Raw genomic sequence first — 21,324 nt, forward strand, 5'->3', positions numbered from 1 at the left:
TTGATTAAATTTAAGTAACCATGGTTACTTTATACTCAAAGAATATCACTAGAAACGAAAGTAAAAAATGGGCACTTGTTGCTAAAAAGACGAATAAGTTACTATTCTCAAGTTTGAGTTACTTATTGTTTACCCCACCAATTTGATCATGAACAATACAATCAACTAAATGATCGTTAACTACTCCAGCCGCTTGCATAAATGAGTAGACGGTAGTGGGACCCAAAAATTTGAAACCGGCTAATTTTAAATCGTTACTCAATTGAATAGCTACGGGAGAGCTTGTGGGTACTTGATCAATTCTATGTATTTGATGATCAATCGTTTGATTGTCTACTAAAGACCATACGAGTTGGTTTAATCCACCGGTTTCTTGTAATGCTCGCATCTGAGATGCATTATGTAAAACCGCTTCGATCTTACGTCGATAACGAATGATCCCTGAATTTTGCATCAAGAGATCGACGTCTAATTGAGACATGCGGCTAAAATCAAAATTCAGGAAAGCTTGCCAGATCGTTTCCCGCTTTTTTAGAANTGAGACATGCGGCTAAAATCAAAATTCAGGAAAGCTTGCCAGATCGTTTCCCGCTTTTTTAGAACAATCGCCCAACTTAAACCGGCTTGAAACATTTCTAGCGTTAAAATTTCAAATAATTTTTGTTCGTTATGTACTGGTCGGCCCCATTCGTAGTCGTGATAATTTTGCATCAACGGCGTCGATTGCGCCCAATCACATCGCTTTGTCATTTCAAACCTCAAAATTTTAGATTAAAAAAGCGCCACCTGGCGCTTTTTTTACATACAAGTATAACCACCGTCAACTGGCAAAGGAACCCCCGTTACGTAAGTTGACTTTGGCGAAGCTAAGAAGATTACGGCAGTGTCAAGTTCACCACTTTCACCATAGCGTTCTTCAGGAATCATCGTTTTAGCATTAGCTTGGAAGAAATCACTGTCTAACGTCTCGCGAGTTAAGTCAGTGTAGAAATATCCGGGACAAATCGCATTAACCGTAATTTTATATTTCCCCCATTCTGCCGCTAACGCCCGAGTTAAGTTCACCACGCCCCCTTTTGCCGCATGATAAGGAGATGACCCGGCTACTTTGTTCCCTACTAAACCATACATCGACGCAATATTGATAACCCGACCGTACTTAGCTGGGATCATTGCCTTTTTAGCAACAGCACGCGCTACCCGGAAAGTCCCGAACAAATCAATATTCATTTCATTTTCAAATTGATCATCCGTGATATCTTCAGCCGGAGCAACTGCACCGGTCCCCGCATTGTTAACTAAAATATCAATCCGACCAAAATGATCTAATACTTCATCAACCGCAGCATTAACCCGCTCCGTGTCTGTAATGTCGCATTGAACTGGTAGGGTTTCTACACCAAATTCATCATGAATCTCTTGAGCAACCGCTTCGACCCGTTCTTTTCGCCGTGCTAAGGCCACAATATTAGCGCCTTGACTAGCCAAGGCCTTAGCCATTTGAACCCCTAAACCAGCTGAACATCCGGTAACTAAGGCCACTTGTCCTTTTAAATCAAAATATTCAGTCATAATCATTACCTCCAAGATATTTTCTATACTTTCATTATAGAACAAACTTCATGAATCCGCTTACATTTTATTTTATGCACCAAAACCATGAATATTCAACCAGCATACATTAATCTTCATAAGATGCTTACCTCAATAAACCGCTTCCGAAGTACAAATGGTTTAGCAATTTTAGCCACCGAGATTAAAATCACACAAATTGTATATTTTTCAACTTTCACCCTTTACAAACTGCATATTATGCATTAATATTGCATTATCCTATTTTTATGCACTTATTATTCATCGGAGGCGAATAGAATGAAAGTTTCATTAGTCGGAGTCACGGGATACAGTGGGATGGTCCTTTATCATCTCTTATCCCAACATCCTCAAGTTGAAAAAATTCTTTTATTTGGTCACTCAGCCACAGCGACTAATGAAAACCATCGATCAACGAGCGGGCTCCCAAGCTATCTGAATATTAGTGACCCACTCTTGCCTTATGATTGTCAAACCATTGAAGAACGCTCCGATGTTGTTTTTTTCGCTACTCCAGCAGGCGTCACCAGTCAAGTTGCTCAGCCTCTAATTAATGATAATTTCCCCGTAATTGACTTATCTGGCGACTATCGATTAAAAGATCCCTTGCAATACCAAAAATGGTATCACAAGGAACCCGTAGCAAAAGAAACCTTACGAAAAGCATCTTATAATTTAGCTGATTTAAGTAAACCAACTTCTAATTACGTAGCTAACCCTGGTTGTTACGCTACCGCCACCCTACTAGGCCTAGCACCGTTGGTCATCAACCATTTAATCGAACCCGATTCGATCATTGTCGATGCTAAATCTGGATTGTCTGGCGCGGGTAAAAAATTAACAACCAACTCACACTATGCTTACATAAACGAAAACATGTTGCCCTATAAGGTTAATCAGCACCAACATATTCCCGAGATTTGTCAACAACTACATCAGTGGAACGACCAGGTAAATAGCATACAATTCACGACTACTCTTGTCCCAATGACACGTGGAATTTTAGCTTCAATTTATGCTAAAGCCATCAAACCAACTTCCACTGACCAACTTCAAGAGGTCTACCAAACTTTCTATGCTGATCACCCTTGGGCCCGCGTTTACCTAGATGGTTTCCCATCCGTTAAAAACGTTAGCCACTCGAATTACTGTGACCTCGGTATCAGTTATAACGAAGCTACCAACACTATCTTTGTTGGATCAGTCATTGACAACTTAGTAAAGGGAGCTGCTGGTCAAGCAATTCAAAATATGAACCACTTATTTAATTTTGACGAAACCATGGGATTTAACTTAATTCCTGACATTCCATAATTACGGAGGAAAAACATATGAAAGAGATTGATTTTAAATGGCCCCTTGGGTTTAAGAGCGACGGGATTCACATCGGTTTAAGAAAAAGTAAGTTAGACTTCGGCTGGATTGTTTCTGAAGTCCCAGCGAGTGCCGCTGGTGCATATACCACTAACAAATTTTGTGCCGCCCCTACTGCTTTAACTAAAGACGCCATTAACCACGGTCATCAACTCCAAGCAATTGTCATGAACAGTGCCATTGCCAATTCTTGTACCGGTCAACAAGGACGATCCGATGCCCTTGAAGAACAAAACTTGGTGGCGCAAAAATTAGAAATTGAGCCAACTTTAGTAGGGGTAGCATCAACCGGATTAATCGGGGCCTTCCTGCCCATGGATAAAGTCAAAGCAGGTATTCAAACCTTAGACCAAACCAGCAATTTTAAAGTGACCGAAGCAGTCCTAACGACTGATACCCACCCCAAAACCATTAGTCTTGAATTTGAAATCGCTGGTCAAACTTGTACGATGAGTGGTTTTTGTAAAGGGTCCGGCATGATTCACCCTAAAATGGCCACCATGCTCGGCTTTATCACCACTGATGCAACGATCGATGGTGATTTATTGCAAACTATTTTAAGTGAACAAGTTGACCTGACTTTCAATCAAATTACGGTTGACGGTGACACTTCCACCAACGATATGGTGGTTGTGCTGGCTAATGGTCAAGCAAAAGCCCCGACTATTCAAGATAGCAGCGAAGACTATGAGAACTTCAAAACTGCTCTTCACCAGGTGATGACTTACCTGGCACAACAAATCGCTAAAGATGGTGAAGGAGCCACTAAGCTTGTCGAAGCAAACGTTAGTCAAGCCCCGAGTCCATTAGATGCCCAAAAGATCGCTAAAGCCGTCGTCGGATCCAATTTAGTAAAAGCCGCCCTCTTCGGTGAAGATGCCAACTGGGGTCGAATCATTTCAACAATCGGGATTACCGATGCCGATTTTAATCCAGCAACGATCGACATCGCCTTAAACGGTCACCCTGTTGTTCAGCAAAGCCTCGGACTCAACTTTGACGAGGACACCTTAAAACAGGCTTTACAAGCAAATAAAATTACCATTGATATCAATCTCCACGACGGTCAGGCAACTGGTCAGGCCTGGGGGTGCGATCTAACTTACCAATACGTCCAAATTAACGCCTCTTACCGGAGCTAACAAAGGAGCAACTTATGAAATCACATCCAGTCATCATTAAAATCGGCGGAAACACCATCCCTAATCTAGATCAAGAATTCTATACTTTTTTACACCAACTCCAAATGCAAAACCGATCGATCATTATTATCCATGGTGGCGGACCGATGATTTCATCCTTGAGTGAACAGCTTCATTTGCCAGTGGTCAAGAAAAATGGAATTCGGGTAACTGATGCCACAACTTTAGCTATCGCTAAAATGGTCTTGCTCGGTCAAGCCCAACCACTATTGGCCCAACAGTTATCGGCACATGGTTTTAAGGTCGTCTGCAAAAATGCCGCCATGAATCATTTACTAACTGGGCAAGCAATTGATCAAGCAACTTACGGATCAGTTGGCACCATCACCAAAGTAAATCAAGCCGCCTTGCAAACTCCAGCTAATCAAATTACCGTCCTCGCTCCCCTAGCCTTAGATGATCAAGGGAATTGGCTCAACGTTAACGCTGACGAGGCGGCCGCGACGATTGCCACCTTAATCCATGCTGAAAAATTGTATTTAATGACTGATGTTGCCGGCGTCTTGTATGAGGGTCATCTCATTAGCCAACTCAATCACCATTTAGCCGACCAATTAGCTTCATCCCACGTCATCCGATCGGGGATGGTTCCTAAAATCAAAGCTGCATTTAAAGCTAAAACCGCCGGAGTCAACCAAGTTTTTATTACTAATCAACTCTGTCACCCTGGCACTGCCATTAATTAAGGAGGCCCTCTCATGACAATGCAATACGTTTTCCCAACTTATGCTCGGTTCCCATTTGAAATTGTGTCCGGAAAAGACTTTACTTTAACTGATAATCAAGGCAAGCAATATCAAGATTTCGCAAGTGGTATTGGCGTTTGTGGACTTGGTTACAATAACGAAGCCTTAAACAAAGCCGTGATCGACCAAGTTCAAAAGGTTTGGCATACTTCCAACCTGTACGAAAGTCAGCTTCAAGACGATGTTGCTCATTTAATCGTTAAAGATGAAGATATGCTGGTAAGTTTTTGTAATTCTGGGACCGAAGCTAACGAAGCCGCTTTGAAGCTTGCTCGGAAAGCCACGGGCAAGCAAAACATCTTAACCTTTAATGATTCTTTCCACGGGCGGAGTTATGGTTCCTTGTCAGTTACTGGGAATGCCCCCATCAAAGAAGGCTTTGGGGCTATGCTTCCTGGAGCTATTTACGACAGCTACAACGACCCTGCTGCTTTAGAATTAATCACTAGTGATCTAGCGGCGGTTATGTTGGAGGTGATTCAAGGAGAAGGTGGCATCAATGTCGGTGACCCAGATTGGCTCAAGTCCGTGGAAGCCAAGTGTCATCAAGAAGGAGTCTTATTGATTATCGATGAAGTTCAAACCGGGATGGGGCGGACTGGTGAATTATATGCTTTCCAAAATTACGATCTGCATCCCGACATCTTTACGCTAGCTAAATGTTTAGCTAACGGACTGCCAGTTGGGGCCATGGTTGGAAAAAAATCTCTCGCTGAATTCTTTGGCCCTGGTAGTCACGGGTCAACTTTTGCTGGAAACCCAATTGCAATGGCAGCCGCCAAAGTGGTCTTAGAAACGATTGATGACGACTTTTTAGCATGTGTCAAAAAGAAAAGTGAACATATCTGGAAAGAAATTGATCAACAATTGGTTGGACTAGATGCAGTCGAATCCGTTTCCGGAAAAGGATTGATGATTGGAATTCACTTAACAGCATCCGTGCCGGTTGACGAGGTCATCACCAAGTTACAAGCCGCCGGTCTCTTAGCTATCTCATCCAAACATAATACTTTGCGGTTATTACCACCACTAATTACTCCTTGTTGCCAACTATGCAAAGGAATTGAAACCATCGCTAAAGTTTTAAAAACCTACTAATCTCTACGGGAGGAGTAACTCATGAATAATCATTTTTACGGGCAATCTTTTCTAAAAGAACTAGATTTTTCCGCCAAAGAATTAAACTATTTAATTGATTTTGCCATTCACCTAAAAGCTTTAAAGCAACAACACATCCCGCATCCATATTTACAAGGGAAAAACATTGCCCTCCTGTTTGAGAAAACTTCCACGCGGACCCGGTCATCCTTTACCGTGGCGGCCAATGACCTAGGAGCTAATCCCGAATTTTTAGGTAAAAATGACATTCAACTAGGTAATAAGGAATCGGTGGCCGATACCGCAAAAGTTTTAGGGAGCATGTACGATGGTATTGAATTTCGGGGATTCAAGCAAAAGGATGTTGAAACCTTAGCTCAAGAAAGTGGCGTCCCAGTCTGGAACGGACTAACGGATGATTGGCATCCGACCCAAATGATCGCTGATTTCATGACTTTAAAAGAGGTTTACGGTCATTTACAAGGTTTAACATTAACTTACGTCGGCGACGGTCGCAACAACATGGCCAATAGCATCCTCGTCACAAGTGCGATCTTGGGCGTTAATTTCAAACTCGGCGCTCCCCAACATCTCCAACCTGCACCAACAGTAATCAGCCAGGCCCAAGCACTTGCCCAAACCAGTGGCGCTCAAATCACCATTACGGACGATCCTTTGACGGCGGTCAAGGACAGCGATGCTTTGTACACGGATATTTGGATTTCCATGGGCGAAACCGTTGATCCTGCTGAACGAATCCAGGCTTTACTTCCATACCAGATCAATCAGGATTTATTGAATGCGACTGGTAAAGACAGCACCATCGTAATGCATTGTTTACCCGCTTATCACGATAAAGAAACCACAATTGGAAAACAATTAGCTGAAGAATTTGGCGTAAGTGAATTAGAAATTACTAACGAAGTCTTCTTAGGTCAACATTCGCACGTTTTCCAAGAAGCTGAAAACCGGATGCATTCTATAAAAGCCATTATGGCTGCTACATTAGGCGATCTTTTTATTCCAGAAGAATTTTTTTAAGAGAGTTTAAAATTAGACGCAAATGCAATATTATATAAAACCTTGATTTATAAGCAACCATAGTTTAATATTGTAAATGAAAAGAGAGCCAACCACTGGTACTGGTTGACCCTCAATCGTGATTGAGACACAAACATCGTTAAAGCTAACTATGGATTATCGTCATGGTTAGCTTTTTTAATTGCTACGTACATACTTGTAATAGCCAAGATAATCTTGTCTAATCGCAAGATCAGTAGGCAAGCAATTGTCAGCATGCTTACGTCTCCATATATTGAAATTCACTGATCTATACCTCCGTAATTGATGAACTTGAGGGGTATGATCGTGTCTCAATTATATATCACTAGGTTGATACTAAGGGTAGCTACTCCCTAGGCATCAACTTGTTTTTATTATATATAATCATTTAAAAATAACAAGATGTAGTACACATGATTTGTGGTGACAAAGATAGTGGGTAATGGATTGTTGATCTCTTCAATCGTTTCGGTATGATAAGGGGAATATAAGTAGAAAAAGCTTAAAAGCGAAGCAGGCAAGAAACTTAAATTAGTTTCCTACCTGCTTTTATTTACGAATAAATTCTTCATCGGCTGGGTTAGCATCAACCGTTACAAACCGTTCTACCCGCATATGCAAATCAAATTGTTCCCGTAATTGTGCTAATTCTTGCATCATTGGCGAATCATGGTGACGATCCAAGGCCGCTTGGTCAGTCCATTGGTCGATTAGCATCACGGTTTCTGGATCATCCATTGGAATGAAGTAGTCATATTTCTCATTTCCCGCTTCCTGGCGAATCCGTTGGGCTATCCCTTGCTCTTCCATAGCTTGAGCAAATTTTTGGGCCGCCCCATTTTGACCTGTATAGTATAGATTAACTGTTAAACTCATTTCATCCTCCTATTCGGTTAGTCGATAACTTTGGTCTAGTAAACTTTCAATTTGCTGATCTGAGACCTGATCGATTAAAATCGAAAGCCAATACTGTTTATTCATGTGATAGGCCAGTAGAAAACCAGCCGCTTTTTGTAAAATGGCCACTTGTTCCGGATCCAATTTCACATTTAATACTGCGTGTTCTGCCTGATCGGCTAATCCCAGCTTATCCCCCGTCACATCCATCAACAGACCATACCATTTTCGATTGCGCTGATGCCGCAAAACTTTGTAGTCCGGATATTTTTTGAAGACCGCCTCCGGCTGAGTATTATATTTTTCTGCTACTAATTTTAAAATTGCTGCTTTATCCATTAACCTTCTCCAAAATCAAAGCGCTTTTGAAATATTGGTTGTTGCCGTAGGTCATAGACCGAACCATTCAACGGGGTGATCGCAAAGGGACGTAACAACTCCCGACGCTCACTCTGATTGGCCGAGATTTGCTCCATTTCGGGATGGAGTGCAAAGATTTGATCTAAATAATCCCGGTTAACTTCTTTCACTACTCCATTCAAGGTAAAACCGACACTCTCTAAGGTTTCTTCTCCTCGTAAAGCGGTGATGGAAAGGCGTGGATGACCTTTCAAGCGCTGGTAAAAAGCTTTTTGATAGGTTGTCGCAAAAATCAATTGTTGATCAATGCATAATTCTAGATCAGCCACATTAGTAAAAGGATCCCCGTTGGCATCTACTGTCCCGAAAACTACCGATTGAAAATTAGTGACAATCATATGTAAAAATTCATCGGCTGTGAGCTGATCATTTAACATTGGTACTGCTGGTCGCATAATGCACCTCCTCATATTTATATTTTACCATTATTTTATTTTTGACTAGTCATTCAATTTTATTATTGACCGAACGTTCAAAAATAATTTATAATAAGATCATGGGTAGAAATAAAAAATTTGATCAAGCTACCGTCATTTCTACTATTAGCCAAACCTTCATCCAGTATGGCTATGAAGGGACTTCACTGGATGACTTAGTAAAAGCAACTGGACTCTTACGTGGCAGTTTATACGCCAGTTTTGGCAGCAAACGTGGAATGTTTCTAGCTACTTTAGAACAGGCCATCAGCGTTGATCCAACCAGTGAAACAACGATTGACTTAGTCATCATCGCCCTAATGGACTTGACTAGCCACGATCAAAAAATCAATCAATTAGTAACGGACTGGAGTCAACAATATTCGTCGACCACTTTAGTTAATCTGTTAGGCCAAGCCATTTTAAAACATGGTCAACTGAAAGGAGCTCCTCATGGAAAACCGCGTAACCATCAATAATCAACAATTAATTATTGAACCCCAAGGGCTTGATAAAGTCTGGGCCGTCAAACGCCAACTTAGTATCCTGCTTGACCACATTAGTGGTGCCACGATTGACGAAGGGATCTTCGGTCATCTTGTGCAAGGCTTTCAAAATCCCGGAACTGCCATTCCTGGAATCTATTATGCTGGTACCTTTTATTTAGGCGGTGATAAAACCTTCTTTAATATTAAGCGCACTAGTAAGCCAGTGGTAATTCAACTCCATGATGAAGATTACGATCGTATTGTGATCGGAGTTGAAAATCCGCGCCATCTAGTAGATCAAATCAATAATTCAATCAAACACAAGGCTGGAAAGAAACTTCAAATTCGTTTCTTTCCAGCCTTATTGTTTATACATATTTAATCACTTTTGCTGGCACTCCAGCAACCACTGCATTATCCGGAACATCATGGCTCACCACCGCCCCGGCAGCCACAATCGCGTTCGTCCCCACCGTGACCCCCGGTAAAATCGTTGCACCGGCGCCAATCCAACAGTTGTCTTTTAGATGAACTGCATGTAATTCTAAATCCCCTGCTTGACGTATCTGGGGATCTAAAGGATGATTAACGGTTAAAATCCTCGCTTGGGGCGCCACTAAAACCTGATCACCAAAATAGATTCCGCCTAAATCAACTAAAGTTACGCCAACGTTAATGAAGTCATGTTTACCGAAATGGATATTTACGCCGGAATCTACAAACAATGGTAGTCGAATCGTGTTCGTTTCATCAATCGGTGATTGAATAATTGCACTTAGGCTTTGCCGAATTTCCGCATCTGACAAGGAACTGTTGTTTAACTTTTGGATTGCACGGATATTAGCTTGAATTCGGCTTTCTTGTTCGGCTGACAACTTCATATTCCCACGTTCCCTTTTCTTCTATTCATCCAAAAAAGTTAATAATTTCAGTCGCAATTTGGGGACAACAATTCTCTAAAGCAAAATGCCCACTAGCTACTGGAATAATCCTTGCGTCTGGGAGATCCTTTTTGAAGGCTTCGGCCCCCGCCCAAATAAAAGATGGATCTTCTTTTCCCCAAATCGCCAGTAGTTTTGGTTGATATTGGCGTAAGTAAGCTTGGAATTGTGGATACAAACGAACATTACTTTGATAATCAAAGATTAAATCGGATTGTTTCTCGGCATAGTCGTCAATTGTGGCCGCATAGTATAGATCCAGAGAATAACCATCCGGCGAAACGCTTCCAGCTGGAGTTCCATAAGTATATTGACCAATCACCGTCTCCCTAGCAAAAGCACTTTGGTATTGGCGTCGTAGTTCTGGAGTAGGATGTTGCCAATACTCAGCTCGTTGGGCCCACTTAGGCCCTAACCCCTCTTCATAAACATTCCCATTTTGACTGATAATTCCAACTATCTTTTCTGGATGCCAACTTGCCAGTCGAAAACCGATGGGCGCTCCATAATCAAAGACATACATTAAAAACTGATCAATCTTCAACTGATCCAGAAAATGATCCATCACCTGAGCTAAATGGTCAAATGTATAAGCAAAATGATCCCGATCCGGGCTCTGACTTTGCCCGAAACCTGGATAATCGGGAGCAATCAGATGAAAATGATCCGCTAGGGCAGGCATTAGGTCGCGAAACATATGACTAGCAGAGGGAAAACCATGCAGTAAAAGTAGGGTTGGCTTAGCTGGATCCCCTGCTTCTCGATAAAAAATCTTGATACCATCAACATCAATCGTTTGATATTTCATGTCCACGCCTCCAGTAATGTGATAACTAAATTATAATAACTTTAGCGCTGGTGACTCAAGAATTATCAACAAAAAACTGGGTAGCTCTCAAGAGTTACCCAGTTTTCTCATTACGATAAAACAAAATCTTTCAAGTTTCAGTTTATTTTACTTTGTATCTTGATCCTTTTTTCGATCCCGCGTTAACTGAATAATTGCTGGCATGAAGGTTAAGGCCGCAATTAAGGAATAGGCCGTATCCATCACCGTACTTACCCCAAGAGCATTTAATCCAGGGAAGTTCACAAACATTAAGGAAACGAAGCCAACAATTAACGTAAGCCCAGAAACGGTAATGGCTGATCCGACTGATTGAACCGACCGTAACATCGCTCTTCGGGTATCGGTATTCTGGATTTCTTCTTGATACCGTTCCAAAAGTAGGATCGTAAATTCAATCCCGATTCCTAAGACCAATGAACTCAACACAATCGTTATTGGGTTATACTGGCCCCCACGCAACCAGATGGTTAACGGGGAAGCTCCCAAGACCACCACAATAGGTAATAATGGTGATAAGGCCACTTTAATACTACGATAAACGATCAGAAGCGTAACAAAAATAATTACTAATCCGGCGGCGATAATCAAATAATGATTAGCGGTCATATTTTGCACCCCAACTAATTGCATCATGGTAGAACCCGCCGGCGAAATGGTCAACTGGCCCTGCTTACCCGCAATCTGACGATTGATTTGTTTCATCAATTTATTTTCTTGGTTAGAAGATAAATTACGCTTAACCTTAAATTGAATAGCAGCATAATGATGATTTTTGCTGATGGTGGTATCCGTCAAAGTGGTTGGTAAATTAGCGATTTGAGTGTTGATTTGACTTTGTGATCCCGCATAATTACCATCGATTTCTTTATAAACGGTCGCGATACTTTGAACACTCTCAACATTCTTATATTTACGGTTCACTTGATTACCGAGTTGCTCAATCTTCTCCAGATTATCTTTTTGCCGAACATCATCCGCCTTAACGAGGTAAGTCAAATAAGTGGTCGAACCGGCATGTCGTTGAATCCCTTTGGTCTGAACCAGTGATGACATATTGGATGGAATTAGTTTAATCAAACTCGTTTCGGTTGGGATTTTTGTTTCCGCCCAAAATCCGGTGGCCGCAACCAAAACTCCCAAAATCAAGACAATCACCGCATGGTTCATCACAAAATTAGCATACCGGGCTAAGATTCCCCCAACACGACTAGGCTTTGGTAGCTTAGCATCTTTAGCTTTGAAATGCCGATCGCGGAGAGGATTAATAGTGTACATCATAACGAATTCCACAAGATAGACACTAATGACCCCGAAGGCTAGGGTAACCCCAAATTGTTGCATAATCGGGGCTTTGGAGATAATCATCGTCAAGAAACTCAGGGTCATCATGATTAAGGCCACACCCACCGCAGGTCCAATTTTTGGAATAGCGGCATAGGTAGCTGCTTGATAATCATGACTCTTCTTAAATTCCTCTTCATATCGATTATGGAATTGGACCCCGAAGTCGGTCCCTAGCCCAATCACAATTGGTAAAACTGCCATGGTCGCAATCGTAATCGGGATCCCGAGCCAGCCCATAATTCCAAAAGTCCAAATTAAACCAATGAGCACGAAAGCTAATGATAGTAATCGCCGCCGAACTTTAAAGATAATTGCCAGGACCACAATCATCAATACCACAGCGAAGATCAGCAATTCACCCATAGTATGCCAAACGACATTATTAACTTCTCCGAGGATTAATGGTTGACCTCCAAAACGCACCCGATAGGTCTTTCCAAAATGAGTCTGTTGCAAAGCTTGATGCAGGTCGGTCCGTAACTGGACATCCGTGACCATGTTCATCGAAGCGCTGGTCGTATTAACCAACACTAGCATATTCCGGCCATTTTGAGGTAACAATTGTTGGAATTGGCTCCTTACCTTTCCGTTTTGGTCCAACAGAATATCCCGCAAAAGACTCGTTGACATATTTTGAACCTTAGGCAACATCTTCACCGCCGCGCTCATCATGGCAGACCTTTGTTGATCATTTAAGATCGACAAGGTATAGGTTTGCATTTGTTGCTTTTGTTGATCCGTCAACAAGGTCAAGGTATAGGCTTGGACCGCTTGTTTTTGTTGGTCAGTTAATTGGGCTAAGGTGGCTGCTTGTACTTGAGCTTGCTGTTCACTGGTTAAACTAGTTTGTAACAAACTACTGGTATCTTGACCACTAGCTGCGGCTTGCGCTAATTGTGCCTGTTGCTGAGTGGTTAATAGTCCCATAGCCGTTTGCTTAATAGCTGCCGTTTGTTCAGTTGTCAAGAGACTATTAGTATAAGTCGTCACCTGGCTTTGCTGATCCGTGGTTAATAATGAAGATACGTACGTGCTAACTTGACTGGTTTGATCACTAGTTAAGGAGGCTTGTACCTGGCTTGTTAGTTGATTTTGTTGACTAGTCGTTAAATTAGCCTGAACATCTTTTTCTAGTTTCGTCACTTCTTGATCGGACATCGAACCCATTAACGACGAAAAATCAGTTTTGGCTAATAATTGATTTAAGGAGTTAACAATCGTGGTCGTTGACTTAACGTTATCAACTTTTTCGGCTTTGTCGCTAAATTTGGCCACCTTTTGCATCGTATGGTGGGAAATAATGTCTGATTGCTTGCCACTAAGCATCAAATAAGCGGCATCCCCACCAAAGTATTTTTGGTAGGTTTGCGTATGCTTATAAATAGCTGAATGACTATTAACAAAGACCTCGTTTCCCATTTTAATAGTTAAACGGGTCATCCCCCAACCAAAGGCCACCGTTAAAATCGCGATAACGGTCAAGTACCATTTGACATGTTTTAAAATATGATGTGCAATTCGATTAAACATCTATTCATCTCCCTAGCTAAGTTCTCTCTCATAAGTGTTTATTTTAGGGAGCTATAAAATCGAATCCAAGCAACGAAAAGACACTACTGTTCTAAAATCATACAGTAGCGTCTTTTTGTGTTATTTTACTAAACGATCCGTTAGTTCTGAGATAAAATCAATAATTTCCTTTTGCCGAAAATGATCATCGGGGTTAGGGTTGTTGATGATAATTGATGATAAGCCACCTGCAACAAACTTGATCCATAAATCACGGTCATCCACCGATTGAAACAACCGAATAAAGGGATCGTCTTGATGGTCCTGGTTAATCTCAAAATAGGCCTGCAAGGAATTTTCCACTAACTTAACAAATTCAACATAAAAATTCATTTTGTGTTGGTTTGAAGGATTTAGGTTATTAATAATTTTGACATTCTTGTCAACAAAATTGGTGACTTGGGCAATTAGCGATCCCTGATCAAGCATAATTAAATCCCGCTCGCCCAAATACTGAATGAGCGCTTCCGTTAATTCATATTTATCAAGAAAATAACGATAAAAAGTACTGCGGGTAATTAAGGCCTCTTGGCAAATTTCATTAATTGTAATTACCTCAAATTTTTGTTCCGACAATAAGCGCTCCATCGCCATAATAATATCCCGCCGAGTTCGCGCTTGTTTTTGCGTTACCATTGCTCCATCCTCCATTCCATCGCCTTTATTATACTCACCCATAACAGCTATGTCAGAAATTTTCTTTTTGACTCTTTGCCAAAACTAGATCTAGTATGCACATTTAAGACCAAAACACAAGATCTTGTGTTTTTGAGTAATTCATTTTAAGATAGATGAGTTGAAAAATTCGCATTAAGATCCAATTGGGGATGCTTTATACAGAAAGAAGTTGAATATTATCTTGATTACATTAAGTGGAATTATTGGCTCTGGTAAAACCAGTTTAACTACTCTTTTAGCCGATCGACTCGGTACGAAACCATTTTTTGAACCGGTAGACGACAATCCGGTCCTCCCCTTATTTTATAAAGGTAACGAAATTGCCGCGGAAAAGCGGGCAGCTGGGGACCAGAATACTACCAACCCTTACGCATACTTACTCCAGACTTTCTTTTTGAATCGGCGATTTGCCATGATTAAACAAGCCATGCAAAACGACAACAATATCTTGGATCGTTCTATTTATGAAGATGAAATCTTCATGCGCATGAATACCGATATGGGAAACGCGACCAAGGTCGAGTATGACATTTATAAATCATTGCTCAATAATATGTTAGAGGAACTCCCCTACGCCGCCCACAAAAAAGCGCCAGACCTAATGATCATGATCGACGTTTCATACGAGACCATGGTTAAACGAATCAAAAAGCGGGGCCGTGAGTATGAGCAGATTGAAAATGATGCTTCCCTGGTTGATTATTACCAAACTCTATTATCATATTATGACCGTTGGAAAGATGAGTACGATGCTTCACCTTTGTTAATCATTGACGGGGATCAGTATGACTTTATGAATAATGCTGCTGACCAACAAACGGTGCTTCAGTCCATCTACGACGAATTATTCAATCTGGGTTCAATTCAGCTTTCACAATATCAACAGCTATCAAACCAGCTCAAGGAGGGCTAAGATGAAGAACACACAAGCTCAACCGATTACCAAAGTTTATTTGGCCACTAGTTTTTTTAACGACCAACAAAAAGCGCGCGTTACCAAGGCACTCGAGGTCTTAGAAACGAACGCAACGGTCGGGGTCGTCCACCAACCATTTGATTTTCAGTATAAAGATGCCCTCATTGACCATGACCCAGAGGGGGTTTTTGGAAGTTTAGAATGGCAAGTAGCGACTTACAATAACGACGTCAATGCCGTGGGTAATAGTGATGTTTGTGTCGCGCTTTATGATATGGATCAAGAAGACGTTGGAATTGCTTTTGAATTTGGGATGTTTGTGGCCTTACATAAACCAATTATCCTGCTCCCCTTTTCACAAAAACCGGCGGAAGACTATGAGGTTAACCTTATGCTCGCGCGTGGTGTCAGTACCTGGCTACAACCGAACTATTTCGACCAGCTCGCGGATTTCAACTTTAATCATCCGATGGCTCAACCAAACGTACCTTATCCAGTCATTTAAGGGGAGCCTATGCTTAATAATCACCAATTAGACGCCATTAAGGCCTACGCAAAAGAAGCGCTGAATGACGATCAAACCGGTCACGCCATGGATCACGTGATGCGGGTTGTTAATCTAGCAACCCGGTTAGCCGAGGCTGAACAAGTGGATGCAACGATTCCAGTGATGGCCGCTTATCTTCATGATACGATCGATCCCAAATTAGTTGCTGATCAGGACCAAGCCGTGGCTCAATTACGGACCTTTTTACAAACGAATCAAATCACTTCGTCCGATATCGACGCCGTCATGGACATCATTACGCAAATGTCCTTTGCCAAAACTCTAAACGGAGAGCGGCCGAGCTTATCAAAAGCTGGTCAGATTGTCCAAGATGCCGATTGGCTAGATGCGATTGGCGCAATCGGCATTGTCCGTGCCATTTATTATGGCGCCCGACACCAAGAAAAGATTTATGATTCTTCGATCCCTCCTCGCGAGTATCTTGATGAGCAAAGTTACCGAAATTTAGCTGATGAGACCATTATTAATCACTTCTATGAAAAACTGCTCAAAATCAAAGATATGTTAAATACGCCGGCGGCCCGCCAAATTGCCGCTGATCGTCAAATTGTGATGCTTAATTTTTTGGATGACTTTAAGGATGAATGGGATGGTCTTCAATAGCTAACTTGGGATTTGATATAATCAAAGCAAAAAGGAAGTGCCATTATGGATACAAATCGTCAAAAAATGTTGAACGGCCAACCTTATGATCCTAGTAGCCCTGATTTAGCAAAACATCGCCAGCAAACCCACGAATTGTGTTTAGAATATAATCAAACTCCGGAAAGTGATGTTCAAAAGCGCACGGAGATTATTACGACTTTAGTCCCCCATCAAGGAGCAGGCGCTTATTTCCAAGGACCCATTCAATTTGATTACGGCGATAACATTACCGTCGGTCAAAACTTTTACGCTAATTTCAACTTAACCATTCTCGATGTCTGTCCGGTTAAAATTGGCGATAATGTCATGCTTGGACCCAACGTAACGATTGCCACTCCCTTACATCCGCTCACCTATCAACAACGTAATGTTCGGTTGCAAGCCGATGGTCGCGAAACTAATTATGAATATGGACAACCCATTACCATCGGTGACAATTGCTGGCTAGCCGCGAATGTAACGGTTTGTCCGGGGGTGGCTATTGGTAAGGGCTGTGTTATCGGAGCGGGTTCTGTAGTGACTAATGACCTTCCGGATAATTGTTTGGCAGTCGGGGCGCCAGCACGAGTTATTCGTCAAATTACCGCTGATGATCGCTTAACGGAGTTCCCTTATTAATATGTTAAGCCTCTAACCACTGCTCATGGCAGTGGTTATTTTTATTCGCTTTCATTTTTGAAGTTACCTAATAAAATTAATTAATTTGTTTACAAAACTTTTGAATTTACGCAATTAAATTTAAGATCTTTACGAATTTCCTTTGACCCACTACAATTCTAATTAATTTCTAATTTAGTTTTAATTTTTTACGAAAGGAAGTCAATGGAAATGGGATCTTCAATCTTCCGCAAAAAGGATGTTAATAGCTTACTACATCAGCGTTCGCCCCTGAAGCGAACTTTACGAACGATGGATCTAACCTTTTTAGGAATCGGCGCCATCATCGGTACCGGGATTTTTGTTTTAACGGGTAAAGGGGCCCTCACGGCTGGCCCCGCCCTGTCAGTTTCTTTTTTAATCGCCGGGATTTGTTGTGGATTTGCGGCTCTTTGTTATGCTGAATTCGCCTCGCTCGCTCCGATTTCGGGATCAGCGTATACCTATTCTTATATCGCTTTTGGTGAAATTATTGCCTTTATTATCGGTTGGGATCTCATCTTAGAGTATTCCCTTGCCACGGCAACGGTTTCGGCGGGGTGGTCGGGTTACCTGGTTAGTCTTCTTGGTGATTTTGGCATTCACCTCCCTACAGTTCTCACGGCAGCCGCTGGGACCACTCCGGGAGTAACCACTTATTTTAATTTACCTGCCTTCTTAATTGTTTTGATCATCACTTGGATTATCTCGATTGGGATTACACAGACTAAAGAAGTCAACAATGTAATGGTTATTATCAAAATCGGGGTTGTCCTCCTCTTTATCATCTGCACAGTCTGGTTCGTTAAAACTGCTAACTGGCATCCTTTCAACCCATATGGTTGGTATTCCTACCACGGCGGAACGGCTACGGGAATTATCCCGGCCGCATCCATTGTCTTTTTCTCCTTTATTGGCTTTGATGCCGTTTCTTCCAGCGCCGAAGAAACCATTAACCCCAGCAAGACGCTTCCCCGAGGAATTATCTTGTCTCTTGTGATCTCGCTCATCTTATACGTCATTATGACCTTAATTATGACGGGAATCGTCAAATATACCGGTTTTGCCAATTACTTAAACGCCCCAATTATGGCAGTCTTACATAAAACCGGTCAACTATGGTTGTCAATTATCGTTAGCCTGGGCGCCATTGTGGGGATGACCACGGTCATGCTAGTCTGTTTATACGGTCAATCCCGAATCTCATATTCAATGTCGCGGGACGGTCTCTTTCCAAAATTCTTTAGTGATATTCATCCAAAATATCAAACTCCCGCCAAGGGGACCTGGTTCTTTGGGATCGTGACCGCCCTAGCTGGTGGCTTAATCAACTTGAACATTTTGTCAGAATTAGTTAATATCGGGACCTTAACGGCCTTTATCTTAGTTTCGGCCGGGATTTTATACATGCGCCGGAAACAACCTGATTTAAAACGTGGTTTCCGGGCTCCAGGAGTACCTTTTACACCTCTCCTATCCATTGGATTTTGCTTAGTCTTAATTGCGGGTCTAAACTGGGAAACCTGGTTGAGATTTCTCGTCTGGCTGGCCATCGGCCTAACCCTTTACTTCACATACGGTCGTAAGCATTCTAAAATTAATGCCGATTAGGAGGTTGAAATCATGACATATCAGCGAATATTAGTCGGGATTGATGGATCCGATAATTCAACTCGGGCCTATGATACAGGAGTGGCACTGACCAAAGCGCTCAATGCCACTCTCTATCTCACCCGTGTTGTCAATCGCGATCGTGGAATGGACGTTACTTTTAATGTCAATGACGATTTTTATCAAGATCTATATATTAAAGCCGTCCAAGAACTTGATCCCTTAATTGAACAAGCCCATGATCAGGGGGTTCAGGATGTACAGGCCGTCCCACGGCTCGGTGATATTCGAACCCTGCTAGCAAGCGAGTTACCAAATGAATTTAACATCGATCTCATCATTTTAGGAAATACGGGGATTAACCGGGTCAAGGCCATGCTAATTGGTTCTCATACCGGTTATGTCGTTCGTCACTCGAAATGTGATGTCCTGATCGTTAAATAAAGCTAAAGGCTGGGAAGAAACGAATTCATTTCTTCCCAGCCTCTTTTGCGGTCATAAAAGCCTGCCCCGTGAGTCTAACCTATTGCTTTTCCAACTGATTCTATTCCTGATACTGCTTTTCGACAATGGCAAATAGCCGATCACCAAACTCGTGTGGCCCCACTGGACACCCAGCGTTTAGCCATTCTTTAATCACCCCAATAACGCCATAATAGTTATATTGATAAGTAAGTTCAAAGGTCGCTTCATCAAAACTGCCACGCTTAAGCAAGATCGTTTTCATCTGATCTGCCAAACCGGCAACGGTATCCTTAATATATTTACTTTCTAATTGCGAATTGAAAAATTCCCGATAAAAGGCTTGATGATGATAAATCACATCCAGTAATTGATAGCGACTTTGCTCCAGCTTGTTATCCGCAAAAATATCAGTGGTTAATTCGGTTTCGATCTTTTCATACAAATCGTAAATATCTAAATAATTACGGTAAAAAGTTGCTCGATTGATTTGTGCACGTTCGCAGATCTCCTTCACCGTAATTTTAGATAATTGTTTTTCCGCTAACAGATCAAATAAGGCGGTTTTGATAACCATGCGCGTATAGGCCGTCCGTCGATCTAACTTTTTGTCTGTTTTTGGCAACACTTTGACCTCCTATGTTGCATAAGTTTCACTTAACATTTAATTGATGCTTGTTTCTAGCTAACTTCTTCATTATATTTATCTTAAATATTTTTAGCAACTCGTGTTGCACATTTACGGAGGTATTTAAAATGACAAGAATTTTGGTTACTGGCGGGACTGGGTTTTTAGCTGGCTGGATTATCCGGCAAGCACTGGAACAAGGCTATGAGGTCCGAACCACCATCCGCAATGCGCAAAAAGCCGAGACGATTCGAGAGATGTTTCATCAAGAAGGAGTTGATACGCAACAACTCACCTTTGCGGTTGCGGACTTAACGAATCCCGATGGCTGGGATCAGGCAATGGATGGCGTTGATTATCTGATCCATGCAGCTTCACCCCTAAGCGGTCATCGTCATAGCGATCCAGAGCTAATTAACATCGCTAAAGAGGGGGTCATCAATGTTCTTCGTGCCGCGATCCAAGCAAAAGTCAAAAAAGTCGTAATGACTTCTAGTGAAGCCGCTAATTATCCCGATAAAAAAGACTTGCGACCGAATATTGACGAGACCTTTTGGACCGACTTAAACAACCGTTGGCTGACTAATTACCAAAAATCTAAAATTATCGCAGAACAAACTGCTTGGCAGCTAATTGATCAACAAAACTTTACCAAACTAACCACCATTCTACCCGGAGCAATCATCGGTCCCTTCATGGCCGGTAGACGAAGTAGTACCGATCAAATTTTTGAAATGATCTTTAAAAACTCACCATGTCCTAAAGCCATTTATCCCATTGTTGATGTCCGTGATTTAGCCCAACTCCATCTTCTCGCGATGGAAAATCCACAAGCCGATAATCAACGTTTTATTGCCGAAAGCCAAGAAATTACCATGCCCGAAATTGCCCAGTTTTTAAAAGTTAAGTATCCCGAACGGAAAATTAAATCCATCACTATTCCTAACTTTTTGGTCTCATTCCTTGCCACATTTCAAGATCAAATGAAAATTATTAATACCATGGTCGGTCTAAAATATCATCGCGACCATACGAAGGCAATCAAACTGTTACAATGGAGCCCACACCCCCTCAAAACCACCTTACTGGATACCGCCAATTATTTAATTGATTACCAGATTATTTAAAAAAGATGAAGCTGAAAATTCCAGCTTGAAGTGAACCCTTAAAGTTGGACACT

24 protein-coding genes and 1 pseudogene are annotated in these 21,324 nt (G+C 41.7%); 14 read left to right on the top strand and 11 right to left on the bottom strand.

Going from position 1 to position 21,324, the window contains the following annotated elements; all coding sequences use genetic code 11:
- Nucleotides 1-118: 118 nt before the first annotated feature.
- The 3 genes and pseudogenes from FC60_RS09685 to FC60_RS06555 form a co-directional block, all read right to left on the bottom strand.
- Nucleotides 119-481: a DNA-3-methyladenine glycosylase I gene (locus FC60_RS09685; protein WP_056937634.1), complete on the bottom strand. Its 363-nt coding sequence runs from the start codon at nt 479-481 to the stop codon at nt 119-121.
- 57 nt (nt 482-538) lie between these two features.
- Nucleotides 539-750, bottom strand: a pseudogene (locus FC60_RS09690) (DNA-3-methyladenine glycosylase I); the annotation flags it as partial.
- A 48-nt stretch (nt 751-798) separates the two neighbouring features.
- Nucleotides 799-1,572, bottom strand: a complete 774-nt coding sequence (locus FC60_RS06555; RefSeq protein ID WP_153672868.1) for an SDR family NAD(P)-dependent oxidoreductase — start codon at nt 1,570-1,572, stop codon at nt 799-801.
- A 300-nt stretch (nt 1,573-1,872) separates the two neighbouring features.
- Here FC60_RS06555 and argC point away from each other — a divergent pair, with 300 nt between their 5' ends.
- The 5 genes from argC to argF are packed head-to-tail and all read left to right on the top strand — an operon-like array spanning nt 1,873 to nt 7,054.
- Nucleotides 1,873-2,907, top strand: coding sequence for an N-acetyl-gamma-glutamyl-phosphate reductase (argC, locus tag FC60_RS06560; protein WP_056937637.1), 1,035 nt, complete (start codon nt 1,873-1,875; stop codon nt 2,905-2,907).
- 17 nt (nt 2,908-2,924) lie between these two features.
- Nucleotides 2,925-4,109 carry a bifunctional glutamate N-acetyltransferase/amino-acid acetyltransferase ArgJ gene (gene argJ / locus FC60_RS06565; protein WP_056937638.1) on the top strand — a complete coding sequence of 395 codons (1,185 nt, stop codon included), beginning with the start codon at nt 2,925-2,927 and terminating at the stop codon, nt 4,107-4,109.
- A gap of 14 nt (nt 4,110-4,123) precedes the next feature.
- Complete coding sequence (argB, locus tag FC60_RS06570; protein ID WP_056937639.1) at nt 4,124-4,855, top strand: acetylglutamate kinase; 732 nt, start codon at nt 4,124-4,126, stop codon at nt 4,853-4,855.
- A gap of 18 nt (nt 4,856-4,873) precedes the next feature.
- Nucleotides 4,874-6,013, top strand: a complete 1,140-nt coding sequence (locus FC60_RS06575) for an acetylornithine transaminase (RefSeq protein WP_056937657.1) — start codon at nt 4,874-4,876, stop codon at nt 6,011-6,013.
- A gap of 21 nt (nt 6,014-6,034) precedes the next feature.
- The gene (gene argF / locus FC60_RS06580; RefSeq protein WP_056937640.1) at nt 6,035-7,054 is read left to right on the top strand and encodes an ornithine carbamoyltransferase; all 1,020 of its coding nucleotides are present in this window, start codon (nt 6,035-6,037) and stop codon (nt 7,052-7,054) included.
- 570 nt (nt 7,055-7,624) lie between these two features.
- Here the strand turns inward: argF and FC60_RS06585 are convergent.
- The 3 genes from FC60_RS06585 to FC60_RS06595 are packed head-to-tail and all read right to left on the bottom strand — an operon-like array spanning nt 7,625 to nt 8,787.
- Entirely contained in the window at nt 7,625-7,951 is a 327-nt protein-coding gene (locus FC60_RS06585) for a putative quinol monooxygenase (RefSeq protein ID WP_056937641.1), read from the bottom strand.
- A 9-nt stretch (nt 7,952-7,960) separates the two neighbouring features.
- On the bottom strand, nt 7,961-8,311 hold the full coding sequence (locus FC60_RS06590; protein ID WP_056937642.1) for an MmcQ/YjbR family DNA-binding protein: 351 nt from the start codon (nt 8,309-8,311) through the stop codon (nt 7,961-7,963).
- Nucleotides 8,311-8,787: a pyridoxamine 5'-phosphate oxidase family protein gene (locus tag FC60_RS06595; protein WP_056937643.1), complete on the bottom strand. Its 477-nt coding sequence runs from the start codon at nt 8,785-8,787 to the stop codon at nt 8,311-8,313. The genes FC60_RS06590 and FC60_RS06595 overlap by 1 nt, the downstream gene beginning before the upstream one ends.
- A 101-nt stretch (nt 8,788-8,888) precedes the next feature.
- Between FC60_RS06595 and FC60_RS06600 the strand changes: the two genes are divergently transcribed.
- Both FC60_RS06600 and FC60_RS06605 read left to right on the top strand, forming a co-directional pair.
- Entirely contained in the window at nt 8,889-9,287 is a 399-nt protein-coding gene (locus tag FC60_RS06600) for a helix-turn-helix domain-containing protein (protein ID WP_056937644.1), read from the top strand.
- Nucleotides 9,262-9,678 carry a hypothetical protein gene (locus tag FC60_RS06605; protein WP_056937645.1) on the top strand — a complete coding sequence of 139 codons (417 nt, stop codon included), beginning with the start codon at nt 9,262-9,264 and terminating at the stop codon, nt 9,676-9,678. Before FC60_RS06600 ends, FC60_RS06605 begins: the two co-directional genes overlap by 26 nt.
- Here the strand turns inward: FC60_RS06605 and FC60_RS06610 are convergent.
- From FC60_RS06610 to FC60_RS06625, 4 genes are all read right to left on the bottom strand, one after another.
- Entirely contained in the window at nt 9,665-10,177 is a 513-nt protein-coding gene (locus FC60_RS06610; RefSeq protein ID WP_056937646.1) for a DapH/DapD/GlmU-related protein, read from the bottom strand. The genes FC60_RS06605 and FC60_RS06610 overlap by 14 nt on opposite strands.
- Before the next feature lie 25 nt (nt 10,178-10,202).
- Entirely contained in the window at nt 10,203-11,045 is an 843-nt protein-coding gene (locus tag FC60_RS06615) for an alpha/beta fold hydrolase (RefSeq protein ID WP_056937647.1), read from the bottom strand.
- A gap of 147 nt (nt 11,046-11,192) precedes the next feature.
- A complete protein-coding gene (locus tag FC60_RS06620; RefSeq protein ID WP_056937648.1) occupies nt 11,193-13,961 on the bottom strand; it encodes a hydrophobe/amphiphile efflux-3 (HAE3) family transporter in 2,769 nt (922 codons plus the stop codon).
- 120 nt (nt 13,962-14,081) lie between these two features.
- Complete coding sequence (locus FC60_RS06625; protein WP_056937649.1) at nt 14,082-14,636, bottom strand: TetR/AcrR family transcriptional regulator; 555 nt, start codon at nt 14,634-14,636, stop codon at nt 14,082-14,084.
- Between the two features lie 223 nt (nt 14,637-14,859).
- Between FC60_RS06625 and FC60_RS06630 the strand changes: the two genes are divergently transcribed.
- The 6 genes from FC60_RS06630 to FC60_RS06655 all read left to right on the top strand — a co-directional run bounded on the left by FC60_RS06630 (nt 14,860) and on the right by FC60_RS06655 (nt 19,498).
- The gene (locus FC60_RS06630) at nt 14,860-15,591 is read left to right on the top strand and encodes a deoxynucleoside kinase (protein WP_056937658.1); all 732 of its coding nucleotides are present in this window, start codon (nt 14,860-14,862) and stop codon (nt 15,589-15,591) included.
- A 1-nt stretch (nt 15,592) separates the two neighbouring features.
- Complete coding sequence (locus FC60_RS06635) at nt 15,593-16,099, top strand: nucleoside 2-deoxyribosyltransferase (RefSeq protein WP_056937650.1); 507 nt, start codon at nt 15,593-15,595, stop codon at nt 16,097-16,099.
- A 9-nt stretch (nt 16,100-16,108) separates the two neighbouring features.
- Nucleotides 16,109-16,765, top strand: coding sequence for an HD domain-containing protein (locus tag FC60_RS06640; protein ID WP_056937651.1), 657 nt, complete (start codon nt 16,109-16,111; stop codon nt 16,763-16,765).
- Between the two features lie 45 nt (nt 16,766-16,810).
- Entirely contained in the window at nt 16,811-17,425 is a 615-nt protein-coding gene (locus tag FC60_RS06645) for a sugar O-acetyltransferase (protein ID WP_056937652.1), read from the top strand.
- 210 nt (nt 17,426-17,635) lie between these two features.
- Complete coding sequence (locus FC60_RS06650) at nt 17,636-19,054, top strand: amino acid permease (RefSeq protein ID WP_056937653.1); 1,419 nt, start codon at nt 17,636-17,638, stop codon at nt 19,052-19,054.
- Between the two features lie 12 nt (nt 19,055-19,066).
- Nucleotides 19,067-19,498, top strand: coding sequence for a universal stress protein (locus tag FC60_RS06655; RefSeq protein ID WP_056937654.1), 432 nt, complete (start codon nt 19,067-19,069; stop codon nt 19,496-19,498).
- Nucleotides 19,499-19,598: 100 nt separating this feature from the next.
- On the opposite strand, the gene FC60_RS06660 is transcribed toward FC60_RS06655, so the two are convergent.
- Nucleotides 19,599-20,144, bottom strand: a complete 546-nt coding sequence (locus tag FC60_RS06660) for a TetR/AcrR family transcriptional regulator (RefSeq protein WP_156399306.1) — start codon at nt 20,142-20,144, stop codon at nt 19,599-19,601.
- A gap of 128 nt (nt 20,145-20,272) precedes the next feature.
- On the opposite strand from FC60_RS06660, the gene FC60_RS06665 reads away from it, so the two are divergent.
- Nucleotides 20,273-21,271, top strand: a complete 999-nt coding sequence (locus tag FC60_RS06665) for an NAD-dependent epimerase/dehydratase family protein (RefSeq protein WP_056937656.1) — start codon at nt 20,273-20,275, stop codon at nt 21,269-21,271.
- The last annotated feature ends 53 nt before the right edge of the window (nt 21,272-21,324 follow it).

Origin of the sequence: Limosilactobacillus gastricus DSM 16045 (assembly GCF_001434365.1) — a bacterium.
GTDB lineage: Bacteria > Bacillota > Bacilli > Lactobacillales > Lactobacillaceae > Limosilactobacillus > Limosilactobacillus gastricus.